Origin of the sequence: Clostridium vincentii (genome assembly GCF_002995745.1) — a bacterium.
In the GTDB taxonomy this organism is placed as follows: domain Bacteria; phylum Bacillota; class Clostridia; order Clostridiales; family Clostridiaceae; genus Clostridium; species Clostridium vincentii.
Genome location: NZ_PVXQ01000004.1, coordinates 1 through 21957 on the forward strand (window position 1 = coordinate 1; position 21957 = coordinate 21957).

Consider the following 21957-nt stretch of genomic DNA (forward strand, 5'->3'; position numbering starts at 1 on the left):
CATAAATCCAACTCCATTCTTTTTATCTTAGCAATAAAATTATAATGGATAATTTATGTATTGGGGAGATGTTTTTACATCTCCTTTATTTTTTTGCTACCTTTGCCTACTAAAATTATACTCTAACGCAAACCATTGTAATACATTTCCATATAATTATGAATTAAATATTAATATACTCTTTAAAGTTCAATTCAGCAAAAAAAATCTTTTCTTTTTATGAAATTTGTGATATATTATGTGAATAATAAAGATTTAACATACACAAAATATAGTATTACTGTCAATGAAGATAGTAACTTTGTCGAAAGATAGGGTTCCTATCTTTATTTTTTTGAAAGGAATGGTAAAAATGGAAATTAATTATGGAGATAGTGCTTTTATGCTAGTAAGTACAGCATTAATATTTCTCATGACTCCCGGTTTAGCTTTTTTCTACGGAGGGATGGTTAAACGAAAAGATGTATTAAATACTATTCTTTCATCTTTTTTCATGTGCGGTTTAGCATCTGTACTTTGGATAGTTGTTGGATATTCTTTATCCTTCGGAGATGATATAAAAGGTATAATAGGTGGATTTAATCATTTGTTTTTTATTGGAGTTAGTATGGAGCCCAATCCTCTTTATGCTGCTACAATACCAGAAACATTGTTTGCAGCTTTTCAGATGATGTTCTCAATTATAACACCTGCATTAATTACAGGTTCTTTAGTTGGTAGAATGAAATTTAAAGCATTAGCTATTTTCGTTACGGCATGGCTAATTCTAGTTTATTATCCTCTAGCTCATATGGTATGGGGAGATGGTGGACTTATACGTGAACTAGGAGCAGTTGATTTCGCTGGTGGTAACGTTGTTCATATTAGTTCCGGTATTACAGGCTTAGTAGCTTGTATTATGCTTGGGAAGCGTCGTGGATATGGTGCAGTCTCATACAAACCTCACAATATTCCATTTGTTTTCTTAGGAGCTAGTTTGCTTTGGTTTGGTTGGTTTGGTTTTAATGCTGGAAGTGCTTTAAGTTCAGGAGCCCTTGCTGTACATGCGTTACTGACAACTAATTCTTCAGCTGCAGCCGCTTTAATGAGCTGGATGCTTATTGAAAGAATTAAATTTGGAAAACCAACACTTCTTGGAGCTGCTACCGGTGCAGTCGTTGGACTTGTTGCTATAACTCCTGGAGCAGGATTTGTACCAATCTGGGCCTCCCTAATAATTGGTGCATTAGTAAGCCCTATATGTTTCTTCTTCATGTCTGTGATTAAAACAAAATTTGGATATGATGATGCCTTAGATGCCTTTGGATGTCATGGTGTAGGCGGAATATGGGGATGTATTGCAACTGGATTATTTACACAAACCTCCATTAACTCTGCTGCAAAGTGGAATGGCCTTTTCTTTGGAGATACTGAATTATTTGTGGCTCAGCTTATAAGCATAGTTATAACAATAGCTATTGCTTCTATAATGACCTTTATAATTATCAAAGTGATAAAATTATTTATGGATATTAGAGTTAGTACCTCAGATGAAGCTAATGGTTTAGATATATCTGAACATAGTGAATCTGCTTACCCATCATTTATGGGACTTGATTAAAGGAGGAATTTAATATGAAAAAAATCGAAGCTATAATCCGACCTGAAAAGCTTGAAGAGCTTAAAGATGCATTACACACTGCTCAAGTAGCAGGTATAACTTTATCCCAAGTTCTTGGTTGTGGCCAACAAATGGGATGGACTGAACACTATAGAAGTAATGAAGTTTTAATTAATGTCTTACCAAAGGTAGAAATTAAAATAGTCGTTGATGATGATAAGGTTGAAGACATAGTTAAAATTATTATTGATACAACAAGGACTGGTGAAGTTGGCGATGGTAAAATATTTGTATCAGATATAATTGATTGTATTAGAATTCGTACTGGCGATCGTGGTACCGCTGCTTTATAGTAAGAGAAAAGACTGTTAGAGGTTTTACTTCTATCAGTCTTTTCTTTTATCTTAAATTGAAGGCTTACCTTATAGTTCTATCTTTATTAAAAATTCCTCTCTATGGTATAATTAGCGAGTACTTATTTTAAAAGAGGTGTTAATTCTTGATTAGTATTATATTTTTATGCGCCGCAGGTTTCCTTGCTGCCTTTGTAGATTCAATTGCAGGCGGAGGTGGACTCATTAGTGTACCTGCATTTTTAATGGCAGGTATCCCTCCACATATTGCACTAGGAACAAATAAATTTTCCTCCTCTACAGCCTCATTTACAAGTTCTTTGAAGTTCGCTATTTCTGGAAAAATAAATTTTAATCTTATTAAATTTATGGCTCCACTAACTTTAGTAGGATCTATACTTGGAGTAAAGACAGTTCTACTTGTAGATCAAAGAATTCTTTACCCTTTAGTTATGGTATTAGTTCTCTTTGTTGGTGTGTATACTTTTTTTCAAAAGAACTTAGGAATGAATAATAACTTTACAGAAGTTACTAAAAACACTTTAGCTTTAGGTATGCTTTTAGCTTTCACTGTAGGTTTTTACGATGGCTTTTTTGGTCCTGGTGCTGGTTCATTTTTAATTTTTGGATTTATAAAGATATTTAAGTTTGACTTTGTAAATGCTGCTGGAAATGGTAAAATTCTTAACTTTGTTAGTAATATAACTGCTTTTATTGTATTTGCAATCGAAGGTAAAATATGGTTTTTTCAAGGTATATTCGTTGCAATATTTATGATATTTGGTGCACACTTTGGCACAAAAGCAGCCCTAACTAAAGGGGCAAAACTTATAAGACCTATCTTCATAATAATGAGCTTTGGAGTTCTAGTAAAGCTTGTACTTACTCTATAATAATATAAATGCTCTACTAAACTTTTAATTTCTATCCTTTTCTATACATAAAAAAAGAAGACCATTTTATTGGTCTTCTTCTTATTTTTATATATACTATTTTATATTTTCAAAACCACTAACAAGTATATATTTACTGTCCCCAACATTTATATATTTAATTCTTACCATATCTCCAGCCTTACTTAGAGCAACATTTCTTGATGTCTCCGTAGATACAGAAAATATTTTTTCCTCTTCTCCTTTTAATTTTACATCATATATACTAGTTCCTTCTTTTACCACTACTCCAATTCTTTCAATTTCTCCATCAATTGATTCATCTTGATTTGTTCCTTCAAGAGAAATATTTGTACTAGTTAAAACCTCTAAATATTTATTTAAAGTTCCTTGAAGAGTATCTCCAACTGCAACAGTATTATAATTCTTAACATTTACCATAGCAAATTGTTTCACTAGTCCACTTGAATCCTTTAATGTTGTAAAATAAGTTGATTCTCCTTGAATGTTTATTAAATATGGGAAAGTAGCTGTGTACCCAAATTGCTGAACTTTACCCTCTGCAGACTTCATTGCTGCGGACTCTATAGCTCCTGCAGTTTTATACATTGTAGTCTCAGCTGTTCTAGTATTAGTTAGTGTAAATCCAACTAATCCTTCATCATTTCCTATTGAAGTTATACCTGTATAATAAAAACATTCATTCTTATTAAAGATTAAATTCATTCCTTCTGTTGTCTTCAGTTTATCCTTATCAGCAAAGTTAAAGACACCATGTACTAATGATCCCCACTTATCTAAATAATTAACAATAAAATTAGTTGGCTGTATTCTATCTACCCAAACTGGCAAATCACTTATATCATAAGTTTCTGAAGTTCCTGTTTGTGCATTCATTACTAATGCCCCTGTGGCCTTTCTCTCGGAGATACCTACAGCTGTATCATATCTTGTTATTACCCAATAAGGATTTCCGTCATCATCCAACTCAAAAGTAAAATCTGTATGTCCAGCTTTCATATCCCTAAGATAGGAAGCTCTTCTTAAATCACTAAAGAAATATGATGAGTCCAAATACTTAATGTTTAACGCTACTCCATTAAGTTCTGTAATAAGCTGAACATCATTTTGATTAGTTGCACTTACTTTAATATATCCACTAGTTCCTTTTCTATTTGTTAACCATTTGATTATTGATGAATGTTCAAGGGGTGCTACATAATATAACTCTCCTTTAATACTTTGCAAAGTTAATTCTCCAATACTAACTTGACTTCCTAAAGATGGTATCTCTCCAAGCTTTTTATCAGCAAGTTTTTCCGCTAATTCCGTATCTATAATAGGTAATTGATTTAAATCAATATTTTCGATTTCATCTGAGAATTCAATCTCATTAACTGTTCCTATAAGATCTCTATGGCTTTTATAGCTAACCATTGGGCTAGATATAAATACTAATGCAAAGTATGCTATACCTGCAATTACTCCTATTAGACTTAAGCTCTTCATAGAATTTATAATTCCATAAACCAAAGAAACTACAGCCAACGGCATAATAATTATAAATGCATTTAATGAAAAATCAAAGACTAAACTAGAAGTCAATAACAATACCAAGGCTATAGCGAAATATATAATAAATAGCCACTTTAAAAATGATTTTATTGACCCATGTTTTATTTTATTTATATCATTTTTTTTGACTCCTCCAAAGAAATGTGAAAATATTTCTTTTATTTTTTCAGTATCAAATCCACCAAAATTTCTATTGTCCATTTTTCCCTCCATTATGTTGATTATTACTTATTTTATTTATTATTACATATCTAGAAGTATAACATATAACTCGCTTTTTAAATTCATAAAATATTATATATTCTCGCTAATATTTAAAGTTTTTCTACTATTTTATATATATTATTTTGTTCCTTTTTTTGATAGACTTCTTTCAATTATATGAGCAACTATAATGATACCAATAATTTCCACTATTAATCTTGTAATTGTAAATTTAATGCCTAATGATGATATCTCTATCAGTATCATTGGTACTTTAGTACACGCCCATGCGCCAGTAAAAAGCATTACATTTTTTATAGTTGATCCCTTTCTTAAAAGCATAGCTCCCACAGGAAAAGCTGCATATAGAGGTCCTGCTGAAAATGAACCTAATAAGAATGCTAATATACATCCTTTAAACCCTGAATTTACTCCCATAAACTTAATCATTTTTTCATTTGGAATCCATATATCCATTAGCCCGAGTAGTACAAACACAGGCGGTACTAATTTTATTAGCTCTAAAATATTCTTTAAAGTACCCTCTATTGCTTTTGATCCAATTTCTCTATTAACTAAATACATTACTATTAGTATAAACAGGAATATAATTGCATATTCATATCTAATAATTGTTTTCATCCACATACCAATCCTATTACTATTGCTACAATAAACGATATTATTATTCCCAAAATATTTCTCATAAGAGTTACTTTTCTACCCCAATATTTTATTTCTAATGGAATAGTTATTAGTCCTACCATCATTAAAGCAGAAATAAATCCAGCTATCTGAGCTACCCCTGCTCCTTTCTCCATAAGTACTGCACCTAAAGGGAATGCAACAAAACCTGCCATCATTGTAATTGAACCAACAGCAATTGATCTCAATATTCCTACCACACCTGAATTTGGTCCAATTACCGCGACTATAACCTCTTCATCTATAAGACTTAACGTTATGCCCACCACTGCCATTACTGAAAGTACCGTTGGTAGGATATTTTCAAAGGCTGTCCAGCCTTTTTTTAATGCTTTTTTTGTTTTTTCTTTATTCTTAACAAAAGATACTATAGTTAATGTAATAGCTATAATATATAAAAACACTTGAATCATATTATCACTTTTTATTATTGTTATAGTATTATTCTATGCTTAACCCAACTTTTGGTTTACCTTGTATTTTATGCTATACTATTAGGGTATTTTACCAATAGGGGGCATATAATATGGTACAAAACACAAAATCTAAAAAAACCATCAAATTTTTAAGTAGATGTGATCTTCTTGAAGGCTCTAAGGCTTCTATTCCAATCTGCTTAGGCTATATTCCTCTTGGAATAGCTTGTGGCATATTGTGCCAAAAAGCAGGTCTTTCAGCACTTCAAATCGGCACGTTATCTCTATTTGTTTATGCAGGCAGCGGACAATTTATAACTGCATCTTTATTAATAGCTAGTGCATCTATGTCTGCTATAATTTTTACAACATTTATACTTAATTTACGACATATGCTTATGAGCTCCACATTATCACCATATTTCACTAAATCTAGCCACAGATTCCTAATGCTATTTTCTCATGAAATTACAGATGAAACCTTTGCTATAAATTTATTGAAATTTAAAGAAAAGAGCTGGACTCCTAATCGAGCAATGTCGTTAAATATCATCTCTCATATTACGTGGATATTAAGTACTATTCTTGGAGGAGTGACCGGTTCTATTTTTAATTTTAATGATATAATTATAAATTTTGTATTAATTTCCATGTTTATTTGTTTACTCTGTCTTCAATTTAAAGGAGCAATCTATGTATTATGTGCACTAATATCTGGAATCATAGCAGTGTCATTATCCTTAATTATGAATAATACATTATACATAATTATAGCAAGCTTACTTGCTGCTACAGCTTGCTATTTTATAGAAAAGTTTATAAATGAGAGGAAGTCCTTACATAATGGAGTTAAGTAACTTAAATATTTATTTATTGATTATAGGAATAGCTATTGTCACCTATATACCTAGGTGCTTACCAATTCTTTATTTATCTAAAAAGGATCTTCCAAATTGGCTTAAGGATTGGATGAAATTTATACCTTCAGGTGTTTTTGCGGCTTTAATCTTACCTAGTGTCTTAATACAAGATGGTAGGTTAAATTTAGGTTTTACAAACATAAATCTGATTACTTCTATTTTAGTAGTTATAATTGCGGTAAAAAAGAAATCTCTAGGTTTATCAATAGCCGTAGGAGTATTTTCTATAACCCTATTAACTTTTATAATATAAATAAAGATAAAAAAAAGATGGAGAACTAATTGTAGTTCTCCATCTTTTTTTAATTTTCAAAATCTTCAATTCTTATTAAATTATCAATACTTTTAACTGCATCTAACTTTTTTATTTCTTCTAATGATTTATTAATATTATCTTCACGAGTTAAATGTGTAACTAATACTAAGTCTACCTTTTCTTCATTTTTAATTTCACCTTTTTGAATTACAGAACGCAGGCTAACATCTTGATTTCCCAAAATCGCTGTTATATCACCAAGAACCCCTGGTCTATCATCTACTGTAAGTCTTATGTAGTACTTGCTTTTGACTTGACCTACATCCATAATTTCCTTATTCCATAAATTATTCTTTACTACTAAATTAGTATTATCGAATTCTATGTTATTTCTAATTATTGAAACTATATCTGAAACTACAGCACTTCCTGTTGGCAAGTCTCCAGCTCCTCTGCCGTAAAACATTAAATCCCCTACTGCATTTCCTTTTATGAAAACGGCATTAAATGAATCATAAACATTAGCTAGTGGATGAGTCTCAGGTATCATTGTTGGATGAACCCTAAGCTCCAACTTTCCATCAGTATCCTTAACTATAGCTAAAAGTTTAATCACCATTCCAAAAGTTTTAGCATATTCCATATCTACCTCTGTTATATTTGTTATACCTTCTCTATAAACCTTCTCTACAGCTACCTTTGTACCAAAGGCTAATGATGCTAGAATAGCCAGCTTATATTGGGCATCAAAACCTTCTATATCTGATGTTGGATCTGCTTCAGCATATCCTTTTGCTTGAGCTTCCTTTAATATATCGTCAAACTTACTTCCTTCAAGTTGCATTTTACCTAGAATAAAGTTTGTTGTTCCATTTACTATTCCATATAATTGTTCTATCTTATTTCCAGTTAAGCTTTCATTTATAGCCTGAATTATTGGAATTCCACCTGCTACTGAAGCTTCGTAATTAAATCTTACTCCTTCTCTATCCGCCTTATGGAAAAGTTCATCTCCACCAGTTGCTATTAACATTTTATTAGCAGTAACTATCTGTTTCTTTTTTCCCATACACTGCAGCATATATTCTCTTGCAGGTTCAATTCCTCCCATAACTTCTACTACAATCTTAATAGAATCATCATTTAAAATATCATTAAAATCAGTAGTTACTATATTTTCTGGAACTTCCACACCTCTTTGTTTGCTTTTATCTCTTACAAGGATTTTTGCAATTTCTACTTTAAATCCAGAACGCTTTGCTATCTCTTCTTGATTTTCCTTTAATATTGTCCAAACTCCACGACCAACATTACCTAAACCAAGTAATGCTATTTTTACTTTCTTCATGTTTATATTTCCCCCTTTTTTTATCTTCCCCAACTTTTATATACATTACTTATTATATTACTTTTCCTACGAGAATTCTATACTTTACTCATTATTTCGGAAGTGAAATGATTTTATATAACAAACATCCTCCTATAAGGTAAAACGTTCCTATAAATCCTATAGGTGTTAATGCAAGGAACAATCCTATTATTATAACTAAAGGATGTAATCCTAAAAGTGATGATACTAGCTTTTGTTCTAGGAATTGTCTTATAAAAACGGCACCTATATATCCTACTAATACTATAATTGCGCCTTTAATATCCCCAGTAAAAAGACTTCCCATTGCTACAATTCCATAAACCATTCCTGCTCCAATTAATGGAAGTGCATCTAAAAGGGCAGTTATAATACCAATTACTATGGCATATTTAAATCCTGCTACTTTATATATTAATATACTATATATACATATTGCTATCATAATCAAGGAATAAGCCTTTATATATCCTCCAACAATAACATTTTTTTTATCTTGAATTCTTCTTAGAACCTGTAATCCCTTCTCTGAAAAAGCTCCCTTAATCTTTTGTAGAACCTTATCAATATCTTTTACAAGAAATATTGTAGCTATAATAGTTATAATTATCATTAATACTGCTATAGGTATAGAAACTATTATATTAAGTAAACTACCTACTAACTCTGATGTTAATGATGAAACTATGGAAATTATCTTCGTTAAAATTTCACTTAACTTATCTTCAATATCAGGACTAATATTATCCATACCCACAAGGACTTTTTGCAGGCTTTCATTAGCTGTATTTAATAGATTATTTAAAGTTTCCTTATCTGTTATATAACTATAATAACTTTTAAATTGTTCCGTAATCTTATACCCTATTACAAATATCAATAAGGATACTATGACTATAATCAATAAAGTTAATATTATTGATACTAATCCCTCTGAAATTTTGAATTTTTTATATTTACTATTTATTGATAATATCTTATTTTTTAACGGTCTTAAGGCCATTGCTATAAAGAATGCTATTACAAATGGAATGGCATATTTAAATCCAACTGCTACTATAAAGAAGCCAATTGTATATATAAACAAGAACTTCAATATTCTTTTAGTACTACCTATTAATTCAGGCGAAAAATATTTAAGAATACTATTCATAAAGTTTTTCATTTGCTTAACTCTCCTCTTATTTTTACTTTGGTTTATTAAAAATTATAGAATAATATAGCCTATTTTACAAGGTTTATATCTCTATATTTACATAATTTATATAAAAGTTAAAAATAGAGTACTTTTTATTTTTTATTTAAATAAAATTATTATTGACAAATAATTTTATAGGAGTACTATATGTTCAATTTACAATCACTACTTCCAATTTTTCTTTCCTTACTTGCAGGGTTATCTACAGTAATAGGTGCATTTATAGTTTTCTTTTCTAAATCCGGAAATAAAAAAATGATTACCTTCGCATTATCATTTTCTGCTGGAGTTATGATAACACTATCCTTTACAGACCTATTGCCTACTGCAGAAAAAGCTTTAAGTGAGCATTTTGGTATATTCACAGGTATTATGCTTTCTTTACTTTTTTTAATTATTGGTGTTTTAATTGCCATGCTTATTGATTTATTTCTCTCTTCAGAAAAAGAATATAGTTCTTCTAAAAATCAAAATAATAATTTATATAAAGTAGGTTTTGTATCTATGATTGCTCTAATGCTACATAATTTTCCAGAAGGTATTGCAACATATATCTCTGGTTATCAAAATATATCCCTAGGAATTAATTTAGCTATTGCTATTGCCCTTCATAATATTCCAGAGGGAATTGCTATAGCTATGCCTATATACTACTCTTCAAAAAGCAAAGGAAAAGCATTTAAATATACCTTTATATCTGGAATTGCTGAACCCATTGGTGCAATTTTCGCTTTTTTATTTTTAAAACCTTATATTAATGATTTAATTTTGGGTGTGATTTTTGCCCTAGTAACTGGGATAATGCTTTATATTTCCTTTGAAGAACTTATACCTGAAGCTAGACTCTATGGCTATAATAAACTTTACATTTTTTCTCTTGTTCTAGGTATATGTATTATTCCAATTAGTCATATTTTTCAAATATAAATCTTTTGTTTTATAGAATAATTAAAATTCCTAAGGGGAAAATAGAATTGTTCCACTTTATAAAAAGGAGGTAAATTAAAATGACTCAAAAAGAATTATTATATTTAGAAGATTTATTATCAGCTGAGAAGTTAGCACAAAGAACATGTGCTGATTATAGTACTAAAAGTCAAGATCAACAATTAAAAACTCATTTCAATACTTTGGCTAATTACCATCAACAAAACTTAACTAAACTATTTGGATTATTAAACTAAGAGGAAGGTGATTATAATTATGTTAACAGATCAAGATTTAGCAACTGAAGTACTTACTTTAGAAAAATCTCTATCTTCTATTTATCATTTTGCAGTACAGGAATCAAGTACAGAGCCGCTTCATAGCGAATTAAAAACTAATTTAAATGATGTTATATGTAAAGAAAGTGATACTTTCAAATTAATGGCTCAAAAGGGATGGTATCAAATAGAACAAGTACCTATGCCTCAAATTGAAAAAGTTAAAACTAAATTTGCACAAGATGCACAATCTGCCAGCTAATTTTAGTTAAAATATAAGAGATAAGGACAAAAGTCCTTATCTCTTATATTTTAACTAAAATTTCATTAATTTCTTCACTAACTTCAGCTCTTTCATCATAAATCCATTGCATATTAAATTCTAGGTTAAATAATTTACAAAAAGAGTAGTACATATTAATTTTTTGATAGTATATCTCTAGCTCCTCTAAATTAGCACCAATTATTATAGGTATTGATATTACTTTTAACTTAGCTACAAATATCTCATCTACATAAAATAAAAATTGTTTCATAAGTTCCTCTGATAAAACATCAAAGGGAACCTTAAGTAACTTCCATTGAATTTGTTCTTTAAGTTTAAATCTCTTAATACTGTCTAAAACAATAATGTAATCACTGATATCCATTTTTCTATAATATTCAAGTTTTTCTTTCCTAGTACTCCAAAGGGCAAGTTTTTCAATTAGGGGCAAAGTTTTTATTCTTAAAATAGCATCCGATGGTCCTATAACTGCTTGAGTTATTATTTTATCATCTTCACTTAGTTTCTCTTTTAAAAATTCACTATTATTTCCTAAGGCTGCTACATACCCTATATCATATATACCTTTTCTTCCTGCTCTTCCTGCGATTTGCTTAACCTCTTGTGACGTCAAATACCTCACTTCTTCTCCATCAAATTTTTTAATAGATAGGAATATAATTCTTCTAATTGGTAGGTTTACACCCATTCCAATAGCATCGGTTGTAATTAAAATTTTAGTTTTTTTATTAATAAACTGCTCATATTGTCTTCTTCTAACATCTGGTGGAAGATCTCCGTATATAATACTCGCCTTTTCTCCTCTTTGTGAATAAGCTTGAGCAAGTTCTAAAACTCTTTTCTTAGAAAATAAAACTATAGCGTCTCCATCTTCAATATCTTTCTGTAAAAATTCTTTTTTTTCAACCTCTAGAGGAATACTTCTAGTGTACTCGATAATTTCATATGGATCCTTACAATCCTCTAATATTGTCTTAATAATGTCCTTTGCATTAATTGCTCCACAAACATGAATTTCTCTAGATCTAATTCCAAGTATTGCTCGACTCCAAGCTGCTCCTCTTTGAGAATCATTAATCATTTGAATTTCATCAATTACTGCTACCTCATATTGCTTATTTAAATCAAGCTTCTCAATAGTACAAGATGTATGTGTTGCTCCAACGCTTATTATTTCTTCTTCACCAGTCTTGAGGTCACATAGAATTCCTTCTCTATTAAGCCTTTCATAATTCTCAAGAGCTAATATTCTTAGAGGAGATAGGTATACTCCATTTTTACATTCTTTAAGTCTTTCAACAGCATTATATGTTTTTCCTGTATTTGTATCTCCTAAATGTATTATAAATTTTCTCTCAATACCCCGTGCTTCTCTATATTCATTTTTAGGATTATCAGGAAAATTTTTTTCAAATTCTTCTGAAATCATTTTGGGAATATGATGTTTTGTAAGAACAGTCATTATACCTGAATTGAGTAAACTATTATAGTCTCCTCTAACTACTTGATAATAGTCAAATTTAGAATCATTTTTTTTATTATAGCTCTCTAATATTCCCTTAGCTACATATTCTAAAACTTCCTGATATCTATCTAAAAGGTCCTGATAATCCTTAAGCCCTTCATTTCCCATATCCATTAAAAGTAATATTTTTTTTCTGACAGTAGACTCATGTTCATGGAATGCTCCACCTTTAGAGTTTTTAACAATTTCTTCAATTTGATTGATTTGACTTTTAAGTTTTTTAAATTCCCTTTGTCCTGTAATCTTTTTCATCCTTATTGACCTCCTCTAGACGTTTTCATTCCATTTATTTTATAAGATAAAAAATAAAGCTAGAGAATTTAACCCCTAGCCCTACTATCTAATTTTTTTAATATTTCTAAAATCTTCTTATCCATATTTCACCTCATGCACTTTTAGTAAGTTATTTAATTATAACATATATTTACATTAATAATAATTTCTTTGCAGAATTATATTTTTATTCTTCCCATATATTATTTCATTTATGTATATAAAAATTAATAACATATTTATTAGTATTTCATAAATTATTACAAAGCACTTTAAAAAGGAGAGACATTTTTGCCAATTTTTAGAATTATTTCCTTCGATGGCGGTGGTGTTAGAGGAGCTTTATCTAGTAGCCTTTTCAATCGACTTATTCTTGATAACCCAAGCCTTATAAAGTATACTAACTTATTTGCTGGCACTTCAACTGGGGCATTAATTTCATTATCTTTAGCTTACGGGTTGACCGCTGACAAGGTCGATGCCCTTTATTCATTTATTAACATGAAAAAAGTTTTTACTCCTAAAAGATTTAATATTTTTCATCCTAAATATAAAAACAAAGCTCTAAGAGATCTTATATCAACTTCTATTTCACCAGATGCTACTTTAAATGATTTAAATAAATTTATATTTATTCCTTCTTTTAATCTAAAAGGAATCACAAAAAAACATTGGCAGGGGGTATTCTTTACTAATTTTAATAAAACATCCAATCATAGTGATAAGATTGTTGATGTAGCATTAGCTACTTCTGCAGCTCCAACCTATTTTCCATCTTATAATAATTTTATAGATGGAGGTGTAATAACAAATTCACCTGCAATGGCATCAGTTGTAACTGTTATGCACAAATTTCCTGGTAAATATAGATTACAAGACTTTAGAGTTTTATCAATAGGATGCGGAGATTATCAAAAAAGAATAGCGACTAATACATCGAAATGGGGAATACTTCAGTGGAGCATCAGACCATTTTCTTCTGTTAATCTTCCTATTATTTCCATACTACTAAATGATACATCTTCTTTAGAAGATCTTTATTGTAGAGAACTTCTTGGTAATGCTTACTTAAGAATTAATCCAAAACTTAGTGAAGATATTGAACTTGATGACTATAAAAAGGTTACTTTACTAAAAGATACTGCAAATAAATATGACTTGACTAATGCTAATTTATTTATTAGTCAGATTTTTCTAAAATAGGATGAATATTTTCAACAAATCTATACTATATTTATTATATAGCAATGCTAGGAGTATATAATAATGGATCCTTATAAAATACTAGGAATATTACCTCACTCCTCAGAAAGTGAACTAAAGGATGCTTATAATCATCTTATTGAAACCTACGATTTAGATGATTTACAGGATGATTCTGTAAAATCATTCTATGAAGATAAGCTAAGTGAGGCTAATGAAGCTTATAGAATAATTACTCACAACTTAACCTGCGACGAGGTAAGGGATCTAATTGAAAGTGATGATTTTATAGCAGCTGAAACTAAGTTGAATTATATCTCAGATTTATCTTCTGCAGAATGGAATTACTTAAAGGGTGTTCTTTTAATTAAAAAAGGATGGGTTGATTCAGGAGTGAATCATATAAAAAAAGCAGCAACCTTAAATCCTTATAATACTGAGTATGTTTCTACTATGAATAAACTTTCTGACAAGGTAGGTTCTTATAAGAAGAACTACTCTAAAAACGAAAAGCAAGGTGGTAATGCTTTAAATATGTGCGGTGGCGGAAATGATACCGGGGGTAACAAGGGCGGACTTTGTTAAATTTAGTATAAATAAATCTATAAAAATATTACTGGAAATTAGGCTTTCCAGTAATATTTTTCTTATATTCAGATATATTCTTTATCTAGTCTTCAAAACCATTATTTTTTCCTAATAGTTTATAAAATTCTCCACTCTTTTTTACTGTTCTCTTTTGAGTCTTTAAATCTAAACTAACTAGCCCATATCTATTTTTATATGCGTTCATCCATGACCAACAATCAATAAAGGTCCATAGATGATATCCATTTATATTACATCCTTCTTCAATGGCTTTATGAATATATTTCAAATGTCCTTTTATAAATTCAATTCTATAGTCATCATTAATTTGCCCATTTTCTATAAATCTTGCTTCATCAGCAACTCCCATTCCATTTTCTGAAATAAAAGCTTCTATGTTTCCATAATTATCTTTAACATTGTTACAAAGATCTAATATTCCCTTTTCGTAAATTTCCCATCCTCTATACTGATTAAATTTTCTTCCTGGAAGTACATAAGTATCAAAAAGCCATTCCGGCATAAATGGGGACTTAGTATTCACAGCATTATCCCTAGCTTTTGCTCTTCTTGGCTCATAGTAGTTAATACCCAAAATTTGAGCTGTATTCTCTTTTATTATTTTTAGGTCCTCTTTTGTATACTCAGGCATTTGATCATACTTTTTAAGAGTATCAACCAATTTCTTAGGAAATTCTCCCTTTACACATGGATCTAAGAAACTTCTATTATAAAACAAATCACAATACTCTGCTGCTTCTAAATCATATTTATTAGAACTTCTTGGATATGTTGGACTAAGGTTTAATACAATTCCGATTTTGGATTTAAGATTATGTTTCTTAAATTTCCTAATTGCCTTAGCATTTGCAAGTATTGTATTAAAAGCTACTTGTGTAGCTCTTTTAAAATCAATTACATTTGGATAATGAAAATCTTGCATATATCCACCAAGTACTGGTCCTAAAGGTTCATTAAATGTAAACCAACGTTCAATCCTATCTCCAAATAATTCAAAACATTTATCTGTGTAGTTTGCATAAGCTTTAACAACTTTTTTACTCTCCCATCCACCTTTTTCTTGCATAGCCATTGGCATATCAAAGTGATATAGATTAACAAAAGGAGTCACTTCATTTGCGATAAATGTATCAATTACTTTATTATAAAACTCTACTGCTTTTTCATTTACTTCTCCATCTCCATTGGGAAATAATCTTGCCCATGAAAGAGACATTCTAAATGAATTATGTCCTAGCTCTTTCATTAGCTTTATATCATCATCATATCTATTAAAAAAATCTGATGTTACATCTGGCCCAACTTCATCAAAGAATCTATTCTTTTCAATTTCAAACCAATGATCCCAAATAGTTTTTCCTTTACCTGTATTACCTTTCCCTTCTGATTGTTCTGCTGAGGAGGCACTTCCCCAAAAGAAACCTTCTGGAAAATTATAAAATTTCTTCATATACAACACTCCATTTATTTTATTTTACTAACAAAAAACATTTTCTTCTTTAATTATATATTTTTTTGCAAAATCGTCAATATCTTTATATTTAAATAGCATATCTTTTAAATTCAACATATTATTTTAAATTATTATTCCTAAACAATATACAAACAGAGCTATCTATACTTATCTCATCTGTTATTTCTTCTAGCATTCCATTATTTTTGTTACGTTTAAAACTTACTCCATTACTGGTGTCTTGATTTACTACAAGTAAAAATTCCTCACTAGGATCAAAATTAAAATCCCTAGGGGCCTGACCCTTAACATTATAGTAATCAATTATTTCCAATATCCCCTTATTTATTTTAAACGCTGCAATAGAATCATGTCCTCTATTACTTGTGTATAAAAACTTTTCATCACTACTTAACCTGATAGCAGCTGAACTACTTTCACCCTCAAAATCATTTGGCAAAGTAGAAATTGTTTGTTCTAATACATACTTTTCATTATATTTTTTAAATACAAATACTTCATTTGATAATTCAGACAGTACATAGAAATTATTATTATCTTTAGAAAACAGACCATGACGAGGACCACTACCTTCAGGAAATATTAATTCATCTACATATGCGAAATTATTATTTAAATCATATACCTTCACCCTGTCTAGTCCTAGAAAACATACATATATATACCTGTCTTTATTATCTAAAATAACACAATGGCATTTTGCATAGGATTTTTCATGGATTGTATGCACTGAATGTAATTCCTTGTTTGAAACTTTATATATATAGCATTTACCTTCATGATAATTACTGGCAAAAATATATTCTTTATTACTTGTAATATAGCAACAAGGAAATTTATTATTTATTACTGCATTAACTAATATTAATTTATCATTCTCATCTATAAAATAACTTATCCCGGCTATTTCATTTTCCTTAGTTATTGAAAAAACTTCTTTTCCTCTTACATTTAAATATGTAGGATTTTCAATTTCAGCCACTAAACCTATATCCGAAAATTTTCCTTCATCAAAATTAAAACTATATATTCCTTTGCTATCTTTTTTTGTATATGCTCCAAAATATCCTCTGCTTTTACTCATCGTTTTCTCACCTCTCTAACTAATTCTCTTGTATCCAACTTATAACATATTTATAATCATCTGACTCTACCTTTAATTCAGTATTAGTCTTTATAAATTTTCCCTTAATTCCGAATTCTATACAGCTTAAATCAAAGTGACACATGGCAATTCCCATATCCATTTTATAATTTTTATAGCCTTCTACTTCTAGATTTTTCTTTCCTATCTTGAAAAAGTAAAAATCATTCCCAGATTTTAATATCCTCCAAGGTTGTTTATTTACAGCTGAAGATGCTAACCTAACATTTTCAAGAACTTGTTTCATCATTCCAAGGTCTTCCTCCCCTGTCAATGGAGTATTGAAGTTCTCTAAGTAATATCCATAGCTTTATGAAACTCACTTCTTTTGAATGTTCCTGCCATCCAGCAAGTTCCAAGCCCAATACTTCTTGCATAAAGCACAAGAATTTCCATCTCATAATTAAACCTCTTCACCTAAATTTATTCGTTTATTTATTATACTCCAAATTTTCTACAAAAAAATAAGGAGTATAAATTAAAATACTCCTTATCTACCTCTTAAATTCTTATTAGCTTTTTCTATCTCTATAAGATTTAATAATCTTTACAAATTCATACCACATTACAGAAATTATTGCTATACCACTAACTATTAATAGTTGTTTCACATTTAATGAAGCCAAATTTAAAAATCCTGAAATAGGAGTATATATTATTATAAATAATCCTATTATAGTTCCTCCAGTTATTGCCCACATAACAGGGTCTTTAATTGTATTTTTAAATGAATTATACGCAAGCTCAGTTTCTGAACTATTAACATGAACAAGTATAATATTTGAAATCATAATTATTGCCAATCCCATTGTTCTAGCTGTTTTTCCTTGATCTACAGTATTTTGCAGGCATAGATAATAGGCCCCAAAAGATGCAACAAATATAACTAATCCTTGAATTATACTTTTCATTAGAATATGAGAAGTTAAAATATTCTCTTTTGCATCACGAGGCTTACGATTCATAATATCGTGTTCAGCAGGTTGCCTCTCTAAAACTATTGAACAAGTTGGATCTATTATTAATTCCAAAAGCACAACATGTACTGGCAAAAGAAATAACATAGATGCACTTATTCCAAGTATAGGTGCTAACAATGAAGCAAGGGCTATTGGAATGTGTATTGTAAATACATATCCTACTGCTTTTCTGATATTAATATAGATCCGTCTTCCATCCTTAACTGTATCAACGATAGTAGAAAAATTATCATCTAAAAGGATTAAGTCCGCTGCCTCTTTTGATACTTCAGAGCCTCTTTTTCCCATAGCAATTCCTATATCTGCATATTTAAGTGCAGGTGCATCATTTACACCATCACCAGTCATAGCAACAATATCTCCATTATTCTTAAAGGCTTTAACAATTCTCATTTTATGCTCTGGTATTACTCTAGAAAAAATACTAACCTCTTTAACTTTTTTCATTAGTTCTTCATCATTCATTTTATTTAAATCATCCCCTGTAATAATGTTACTGCTATGAGGTATTCCTACCTGTTTTGCAATTGAGCTTGCTGTAACTCCATTGTCACCAGTTATCATTACTACTCTTATCCCAGCATTTATACATCTTTGTATGTCATCTTTAATATCTCGCCTTGGTGGATCTTCGAGACCTACTAAACCTACTAATTCTAAATTGCATTTCTCTAATGTATCTGGAACTTCCTCTTTATTATTCACCTTCATTTCTCCAACAGCTATAACTCTAAGCCCAACAGATGACATTTTGTATATTTCTTCTTCTACTTTTATTATTTCCTTTTCTGATAAATTACAAAGTTTTATTATCCTCTCTGGTGCTCCCTTTACAGCTATAATAATTCCCTCTTTTCTTTCCCAAACATGCCCCATCATTTTAAGTTCATTTGTAAATGAATACTCTGCTAATAATTCACCTTCAAATAAATATTTCTTTGAAATATTCTTATTTTCACAATAACTAAGTATTGCTTTTTCCATAGGATCATAGGGGTCAGTCTCACATGCCATTCCAATAACTTCACACATTCTTATTTCTTCACCAAATGAAAAAGTATCAACTACAGTCATCTTATTTATTGTTATAGTACCTGTTTTATCAACGCACAACACCGAAATAGCCCCTAAAGTTTCTACCGATGGTAGCTTTCGTACTAGAGATTTCTTTTTTGCTAATCTCCATGCTCCCATAGAAAGAAATACAGTTAAAATAACAGGAAATTCTTCGGGTATCATTGCCATTGCAAGAGTTATTCCTGACAGAATACTTTCGATAATTCTATCTTTTAAAATATGGTCAATAAGATTTAGAAATGTTATTCCACTAACTAAAGCGCAAAATAAAGCTGCAATACCTGCACATATTTTAATAAGTTTTCCTGTTTGTTTTTGAAGAGGTGTAGGATCATCTGGCGCAGCTATAACATTCATACCAATTTTCCCATATTCAGTTTCTGCTCCAATTTTATCTACTAATATTATCCCACTTCCTTGGGTAACTAGTGTTCCTGCATAACAATAATCTTTTTTCCAATAATCATTATTCTCATCATCAAATATAATTTTCCATACGCCCTCAGCTTCACCGGTAAGGGAAGATTCGTCTATACACAGATCACTAGCTTTAATCACTTGGCCATCTGCTGGAATTTTCACACCCTCAGCAATTATCATCAAATCTTTTGGAACTAAATTTTCACTATGAATCAGCTTTTCTTCACTGTTTCGAATTACAGTTATATGAGGTGCTGATAAATTCTTTAATGATTTTAAAGTTTTATCAGTTTTCCACTCTTGAATAACATCAATACTTATAACGCCAGTAACAAACACTAACATTATAATTCCATCCTTTGGCTCACCTAATATAAAATAAATAATAGATGCTACAATTAGTAATAAAAACATTGGTTCCTTTAAAACTTCTAAAATTTTAAGAAAAAAACTCTCTTTTTTCTCAGGAGTTAGTTGGTTTTTACCAAATTTTTTTTGAGCTAGTTTAACTTGTTCTTCTGTTAATCCTCTCATATCATAGATTTTTTCTTGTCCTGTCATAAAAGTTACCTCCATTTTAATTCCTGGTTTTTCCCAAGAATAATTTACTTTGATAGCTCCATGGCATTGCATTGAACTTCTTGTTTTCAGCTAATGTTCTAAGGCAAATGAAAAATGCCCGTAGAACATTTTACTGTCCCACAGGTATTATAATAATCCTGTTGCCTAAAGGCCCGGCTCCAAAAATCAATACGATTTTGGCCTGATCAGTTTGTACTGTAGATATTTATGCAGTGCAAAGAGATTTCAATATTATTATATGCATGCCTTGCAATTTCTCCACTAACATATAAACTAATAATATAGATTAATCTAAAATATTTTAAGGAGGAATTATTAATGAATGAAGTTCTAGAAAATATATTAACAAGAAGAAGTGTAAGATCCTTTAAATCAGAACAAATAAAAGATGATGAGTTAAACCTAATATTAAAAGCTGGTACTCATGCTCCTAGCGCAATGAACAAACAATGCTGGCAATTTACAGTTATTCAAAACAAATCTAAAATTGAAGTTCTAGCTAAGGTTATCAGAGAAGCCCTAGGTAGAGATGAAAGTTATAATTTTTATGCCCCACCTACATTAATTCTATTATCTAATGAAAAGGATAATCCTAATGGGTTAGCAGATTGTGCCTGTGCACTAGAAAATATATTCTTAATGGCTAACTCTCTTAACATAGGTTCTTGCTGGATAAATCAATTAAAGGCTATCTGTGATGAAGCGGCTACACGAGAGATACTTACGAGTCTTGATATACCAGAAAATCATATAGTTTGGGGAATGGCAGCTATAGGTTATCCTAATGCAACACCAAAACCTCATTCTATAAAAAATGGAACAATTAAATTTATAAAATAAGGCATATAAAAAGAAGTAGCAGCTTAAAATTTAATTTAAGCTGCTACTTCTTTATTTCTTTTTTTAATAATTTCTAAGTAAAAGAAAAAATTAACTGTGTTTTTTCTCCTACCTTTTTAAATCCACATTTTTTATACATATCATTAGATGTATCTTCACTATCTGTAATTACATAAGCAATTTCAGCGTCAAGCTCATTTGCTCTTTTTAGCATATCTCTAAGTATTGTTGTTCCAAATCCTCTTCTTTGATATTTTTCACTTACTCCAAAGTCTTCGATCTTTGCGACCTTATTATAGCTTAATAATTCACAAGAACCCATTGGGATAGCATCTTTATAAGAAAGAAATGCTTTTAACTTATTATTATCCTTATAAGCTTTAACTTTCCTTCTTATTCTATCTTCAGAAAACTCCAAGCCCCAATTAGAGGCATTATCCAATATACTTAACTTTATCATTTCTTGAAATTCAAGTTTTGTTTTTACTTCTTCTATTTTACATTCTTCATTGAAAAACATATTTTTATATTCCATTGTTGGAATGCCCATATAATATAGTTTGTCTATACTTGAAGGCTTCATTTTTAAATCACCTAAAAATTCCTTCGACGGGCTACCATTTACTTCAATAACTAAGAATTCTTTCTTTAGCCTTCTACTATGTTTAAATTCATTAGATATAATATTGTTTATGTCATCAATAGATATAAAATCCTGAACTACGGTTAAATTATATGCATACATATCATCTAGTTCATTATCCCAAAATCTACTGAATTGTTTTGTTTTTAGTTCCTTTGAAAAACACCTTACATACTCAAGTTCTGCATCCATTAATAAATTAAACAT

The 21957-nt window shown here is 29.9% G+C and carries 23 protein-coding genes and 1 riboswitch; of the genes, 11 read left to right on the plus strand and 12 right to left on the minus strand.

From position 1 onward, the window contains the following. Positions 1-352: 352 nt before the first annotated feature. From CLVI_RS02500 to CLVI_RS02510, 3 genes are all read left to right on the plus strand, one after another. On the plus strand, positions 353-1600 hold the full coding sequence (locus CLVI_RS02500; protein ID WP_106058541.1) for an ammonium transporter: 1248 nt from the start codon (positions 353-355) through the stop codon (positions 1598-1600). 14 nt (positions 1601-1614) lie between these two features. Then, on the plus strand, positions 1615-1953 hold the full coding sequence (locus CLVI_RS02505) for a P-II family nitrogen regulator (RefSeq protein WP_106058542.1): 339 nt from the start codon (positions 1615-1617) through the stop codon (positions 1951-1953). A gap of 146 nt (positions 1954-2099) precedes the next feature. After that, entirely contained in the window at positions 2100-2846 is a 747-nt protein-coding gene (locus CLVI_RS02510; protein ID WP_106058543.1) for a TSUP family transporter, read from the plus strand. Positions 2847-2942: 96 nt separating this feature from the next. Here the strand turns inward: CLVI_RS02510 and CLVI_RS02515 are convergent, their stop codons facing one another. From CLVI_RS02515 to CLVI_RS02525, 3 genes are all read right to left on the minus strand, one after another. Next, positions 2943-4622: a cell shape-determining protein gene (locus CLVI_RS02515; protein WP_242980527.1), complete on the minus strand. Its 1680-nt coding sequence runs from the start codon at positions 4620-4622 to the stop codon at positions 2943-2945. Between the two features lie 141 nt (positions 4623-4763). Continuing rightward, positions 4764-5267 (minus strand): permease, encoded by a 504-nt coding sequence (locus tag CLVI_RS02520; protein ID WP_106058544.1) that lies wholly within the window; start codon positions 5265-5267, stop codon positions 4764-4766. Beyond that, complete coding sequence (locus CLVI_RS02525) at positions 5264-5743, minus strand: permease (RefSeq protein WP_106058545.1); 480 nt, start codon at positions 5741-5743, stop codon at positions 5264-5266. Before CLVI_RS02525 ends, CLVI_RS02520 begins: the two co-directional genes overlap by 4 nt. A 113-nt stretch (positions 5744-5856) precedes the next feature. On the opposite strand from CLVI_RS02525, the gene CLVI_RS02530 reads away from it, so the two are divergent. Together CLVI_RS02530 and CLVI_RS02535 are read left to right on the plus strand one after the other, a co-directional pair. Beyond that, positions 5857-6603, plus strand: a complete 747-nt coding sequence (locus CLVI_RS02530; RefSeq protein WP_106058546.1) for an AzlC family ABC transporter permease — start codon at positions 5857-5859, stop codon at positions 6601-6603. Beyond that, complete coding sequence (locus CLVI_RS02535; RefSeq protein ID WP_170065571.1) at positions 6590-6919, plus strand: AzlD domain-containing protein; 330 nt, start codon at positions 6590-6592, stop codon at positions 6917-6919. Before CLVI_RS02530 ends, CLVI_RS02535 begins: the two co-directional genes overlap by 14 nt. Positions 6920-6968: 49 nt before the next feature. Here the strand turns inward: CLVI_RS02535 and CLVI_RS02540 are convergent, their stop codons facing one another. Beyond that, positions 6969-8270, minus strand: coding sequence for a homoserine dehydrogenase (locus CLVI_RS02540; RefSeq protein ID WP_106058548.1), 1302 nt, complete (start codon positions 8268-8270; stop codon positions 6969-6971). A gap of 91 nt (positions 8271-8361) precedes the next feature. Next, positions 8362-9456: an AI-2E family transporter gene (locus CLVI_RS02545; RefSeq protein WP_106058549.1), complete on the minus strand. Its 1095-nt coding sequence runs from the start codon at positions 9454-9456 to the stop codon at positions 8362-8364. A gap of 180 nt (positions 9457-9636) precedes the next feature. Here CLVI_RS02545 and zupT point away from each other — a divergent pair, with 180 nt between their 5' ends. The 3 genes from zupT to CLVI_RS02555 all read left to right on the plus strand — a co-directional run bounded on the left by zupT (position 9637) and on the right by CLVI_RS02555 (position 10956). Beyond that, positions 9637-10416, plus strand: coding sequence for a zinc transporter ZupT (zupT, locus tag CLVI_RS02550; RefSeq protein WP_106058550.1), 780 nt, complete (start codon positions 9637-9639; stop codon positions 10414-10416). A gap of 80 nt (positions 10417-10496) precedes the next feature. After that, a complete protein-coding gene (locus CLVI_RS17355) occupies positions 10497-10673 on the plus strand; it encodes a hypothetical protein (protein WP_170065572.1) in 177 nt (58 codons plus the stop codon). 19 nt (positions 10674-10692) lie between these two features. Beyond that, positions 10693-10956: a spore coat protein gene (locus CLVI_RS02555; RefSeq protein ID WP_106058551.1), complete on the plus strand. Its 264-nt coding sequence runs from the start codon at positions 10693-10695 to the stop codon at positions 10954-10956. A 43-nt stretch (positions 10957-10999) separates the two neighbouring features. Here the strand turns inward: CLVI_RS02555 and CLVI_RS02560 are convergent, their stop codons facing one another. Beyond that, on the minus strand, positions 11000-12757 hold the full coding sequence (locus CLVI_RS02560; protein WP_106058552.1) for a helicase-related protein: 1758 nt from the start codon (positions 12755-12757) through the stop codon (positions 11000-11002). Between the two features lie 312 nt (positions 12758-13069). Here CLVI_RS02560 and CLVI_RS02565 point away from each other — a divergent pair, with 312 nt between their 5' ends. Then, a complete protein-coding gene (locus CLVI_RS02565; RefSeq protein ID WP_106058553.1) occupies positions 13070-13981 on the plus strand; it encodes a patatin-like phospholipase family protein in 912 nt (303 codons plus the stop codon). 63 nt (positions 13982-14044) lie between these two features. Next, entirely contained in the window at positions 14045-14566 is a 522-nt protein-coding gene (locus CLVI_RS02570; protein ID WP_106058554.1) for a J domain-containing protein, read from the plus strand. Between the two features lie 85 nt (positions 14567-14651). On the opposite strand, the gene CLVI_RS02575 is transcribed toward CLVI_RS02570, so the two are convergent. The 5 genes from CLVI_RS02575 to CLVI_RS02590 all read right to left on the minus strand — a co-directional run bounded on the left by CLVI_RS02575 (position 14652) and on the right by CLVI_RS02590 (position 20246). Beyond that, positions 14652-16040: a glycoside hydrolase family 1 protein gene (locus CLVI_RS02575; RefSeq protein ID WP_106058555.1), complete on the minus strand. Its 1389-nt coding sequence runs from the start codon at positions 16038-16040 to the stop codon at positions 14652-14654. 121 nt (positions 16041-16161) lie between these two features. Further along, the gene (locus CLVI_RS02580; RefSeq protein ID WP_106058556.1) at positions 16162-17148 is read right to left on the minus strand and encodes a lactonase family protein; all 987 of its coding nucleotides are present in this window, start codon (positions 17146-17148) and stop codon (positions 16162-16164) included. 19 nt (positions 17149-17167) lie between these two features. After that, positions 17168-17458, minus strand: a complete 291-nt coding sequence (locus tag CLVI_RS02585) for a nitroreductase family protein (RefSeq protein WP_106058557.1) — start codon at positions 17456-17458, stop codon at positions 17168-17170. Positions 17459-17499: 41 nt separating this feature from the next. Then, positions 17500-17604, minus strand: coding sequence for a nitroreductase family protein (locus tag CLVI_RS18090; RefSeq protein WP_170065573.1), 105 nt, complete (start codon positions 17602-17604; stop codon positions 17500-17502). A gap of 116 nt (positions 17605-17720) precedes the next feature. Next, entirely contained in the window at positions 17721-20246 is a 2526-nt protein-coding gene (locus tag CLVI_RS02590; RefSeq protein WP_106058558.1) for an HAD-IC family P-type ATPase, read from the minus strand. Positions 20247-20377: 131 nt separating this feature from the next. Next, positions 20378-20466: riboswitch (NiCo riboswitch) on the minus strand. Positions 20467-20585: 119 nt separating this feature from the next. On the opposite strand from CLVI_RS02590, the gene CLVI_RS02595 reads away from it, so the two are divergent. Beyond that, positions 20586-21107 carry a nitroreductase family protein gene (locus CLVI_RS02595; RefSeq protein WP_106058559.1) on the plus strand — a complete coding sequence of 174 codons (522 nt, stop codon included), beginning with the start codon at positions 20586-20588 and terminating at the stop codon, positions 21105-21107. Between the two features lie 73 nt (positions 21108-21180). Here CLVI_RS02595 and CLVI_RS02600 read toward each other — a convergent pair whose 3' ends face one another. After that, entirely contained in the window at positions 21181-21957 is a 777-nt protein-coding gene (locus tag CLVI_RS02600) for a GNAT family N-acetyltransferase (protein WP_106058560.1), read from the minus strand.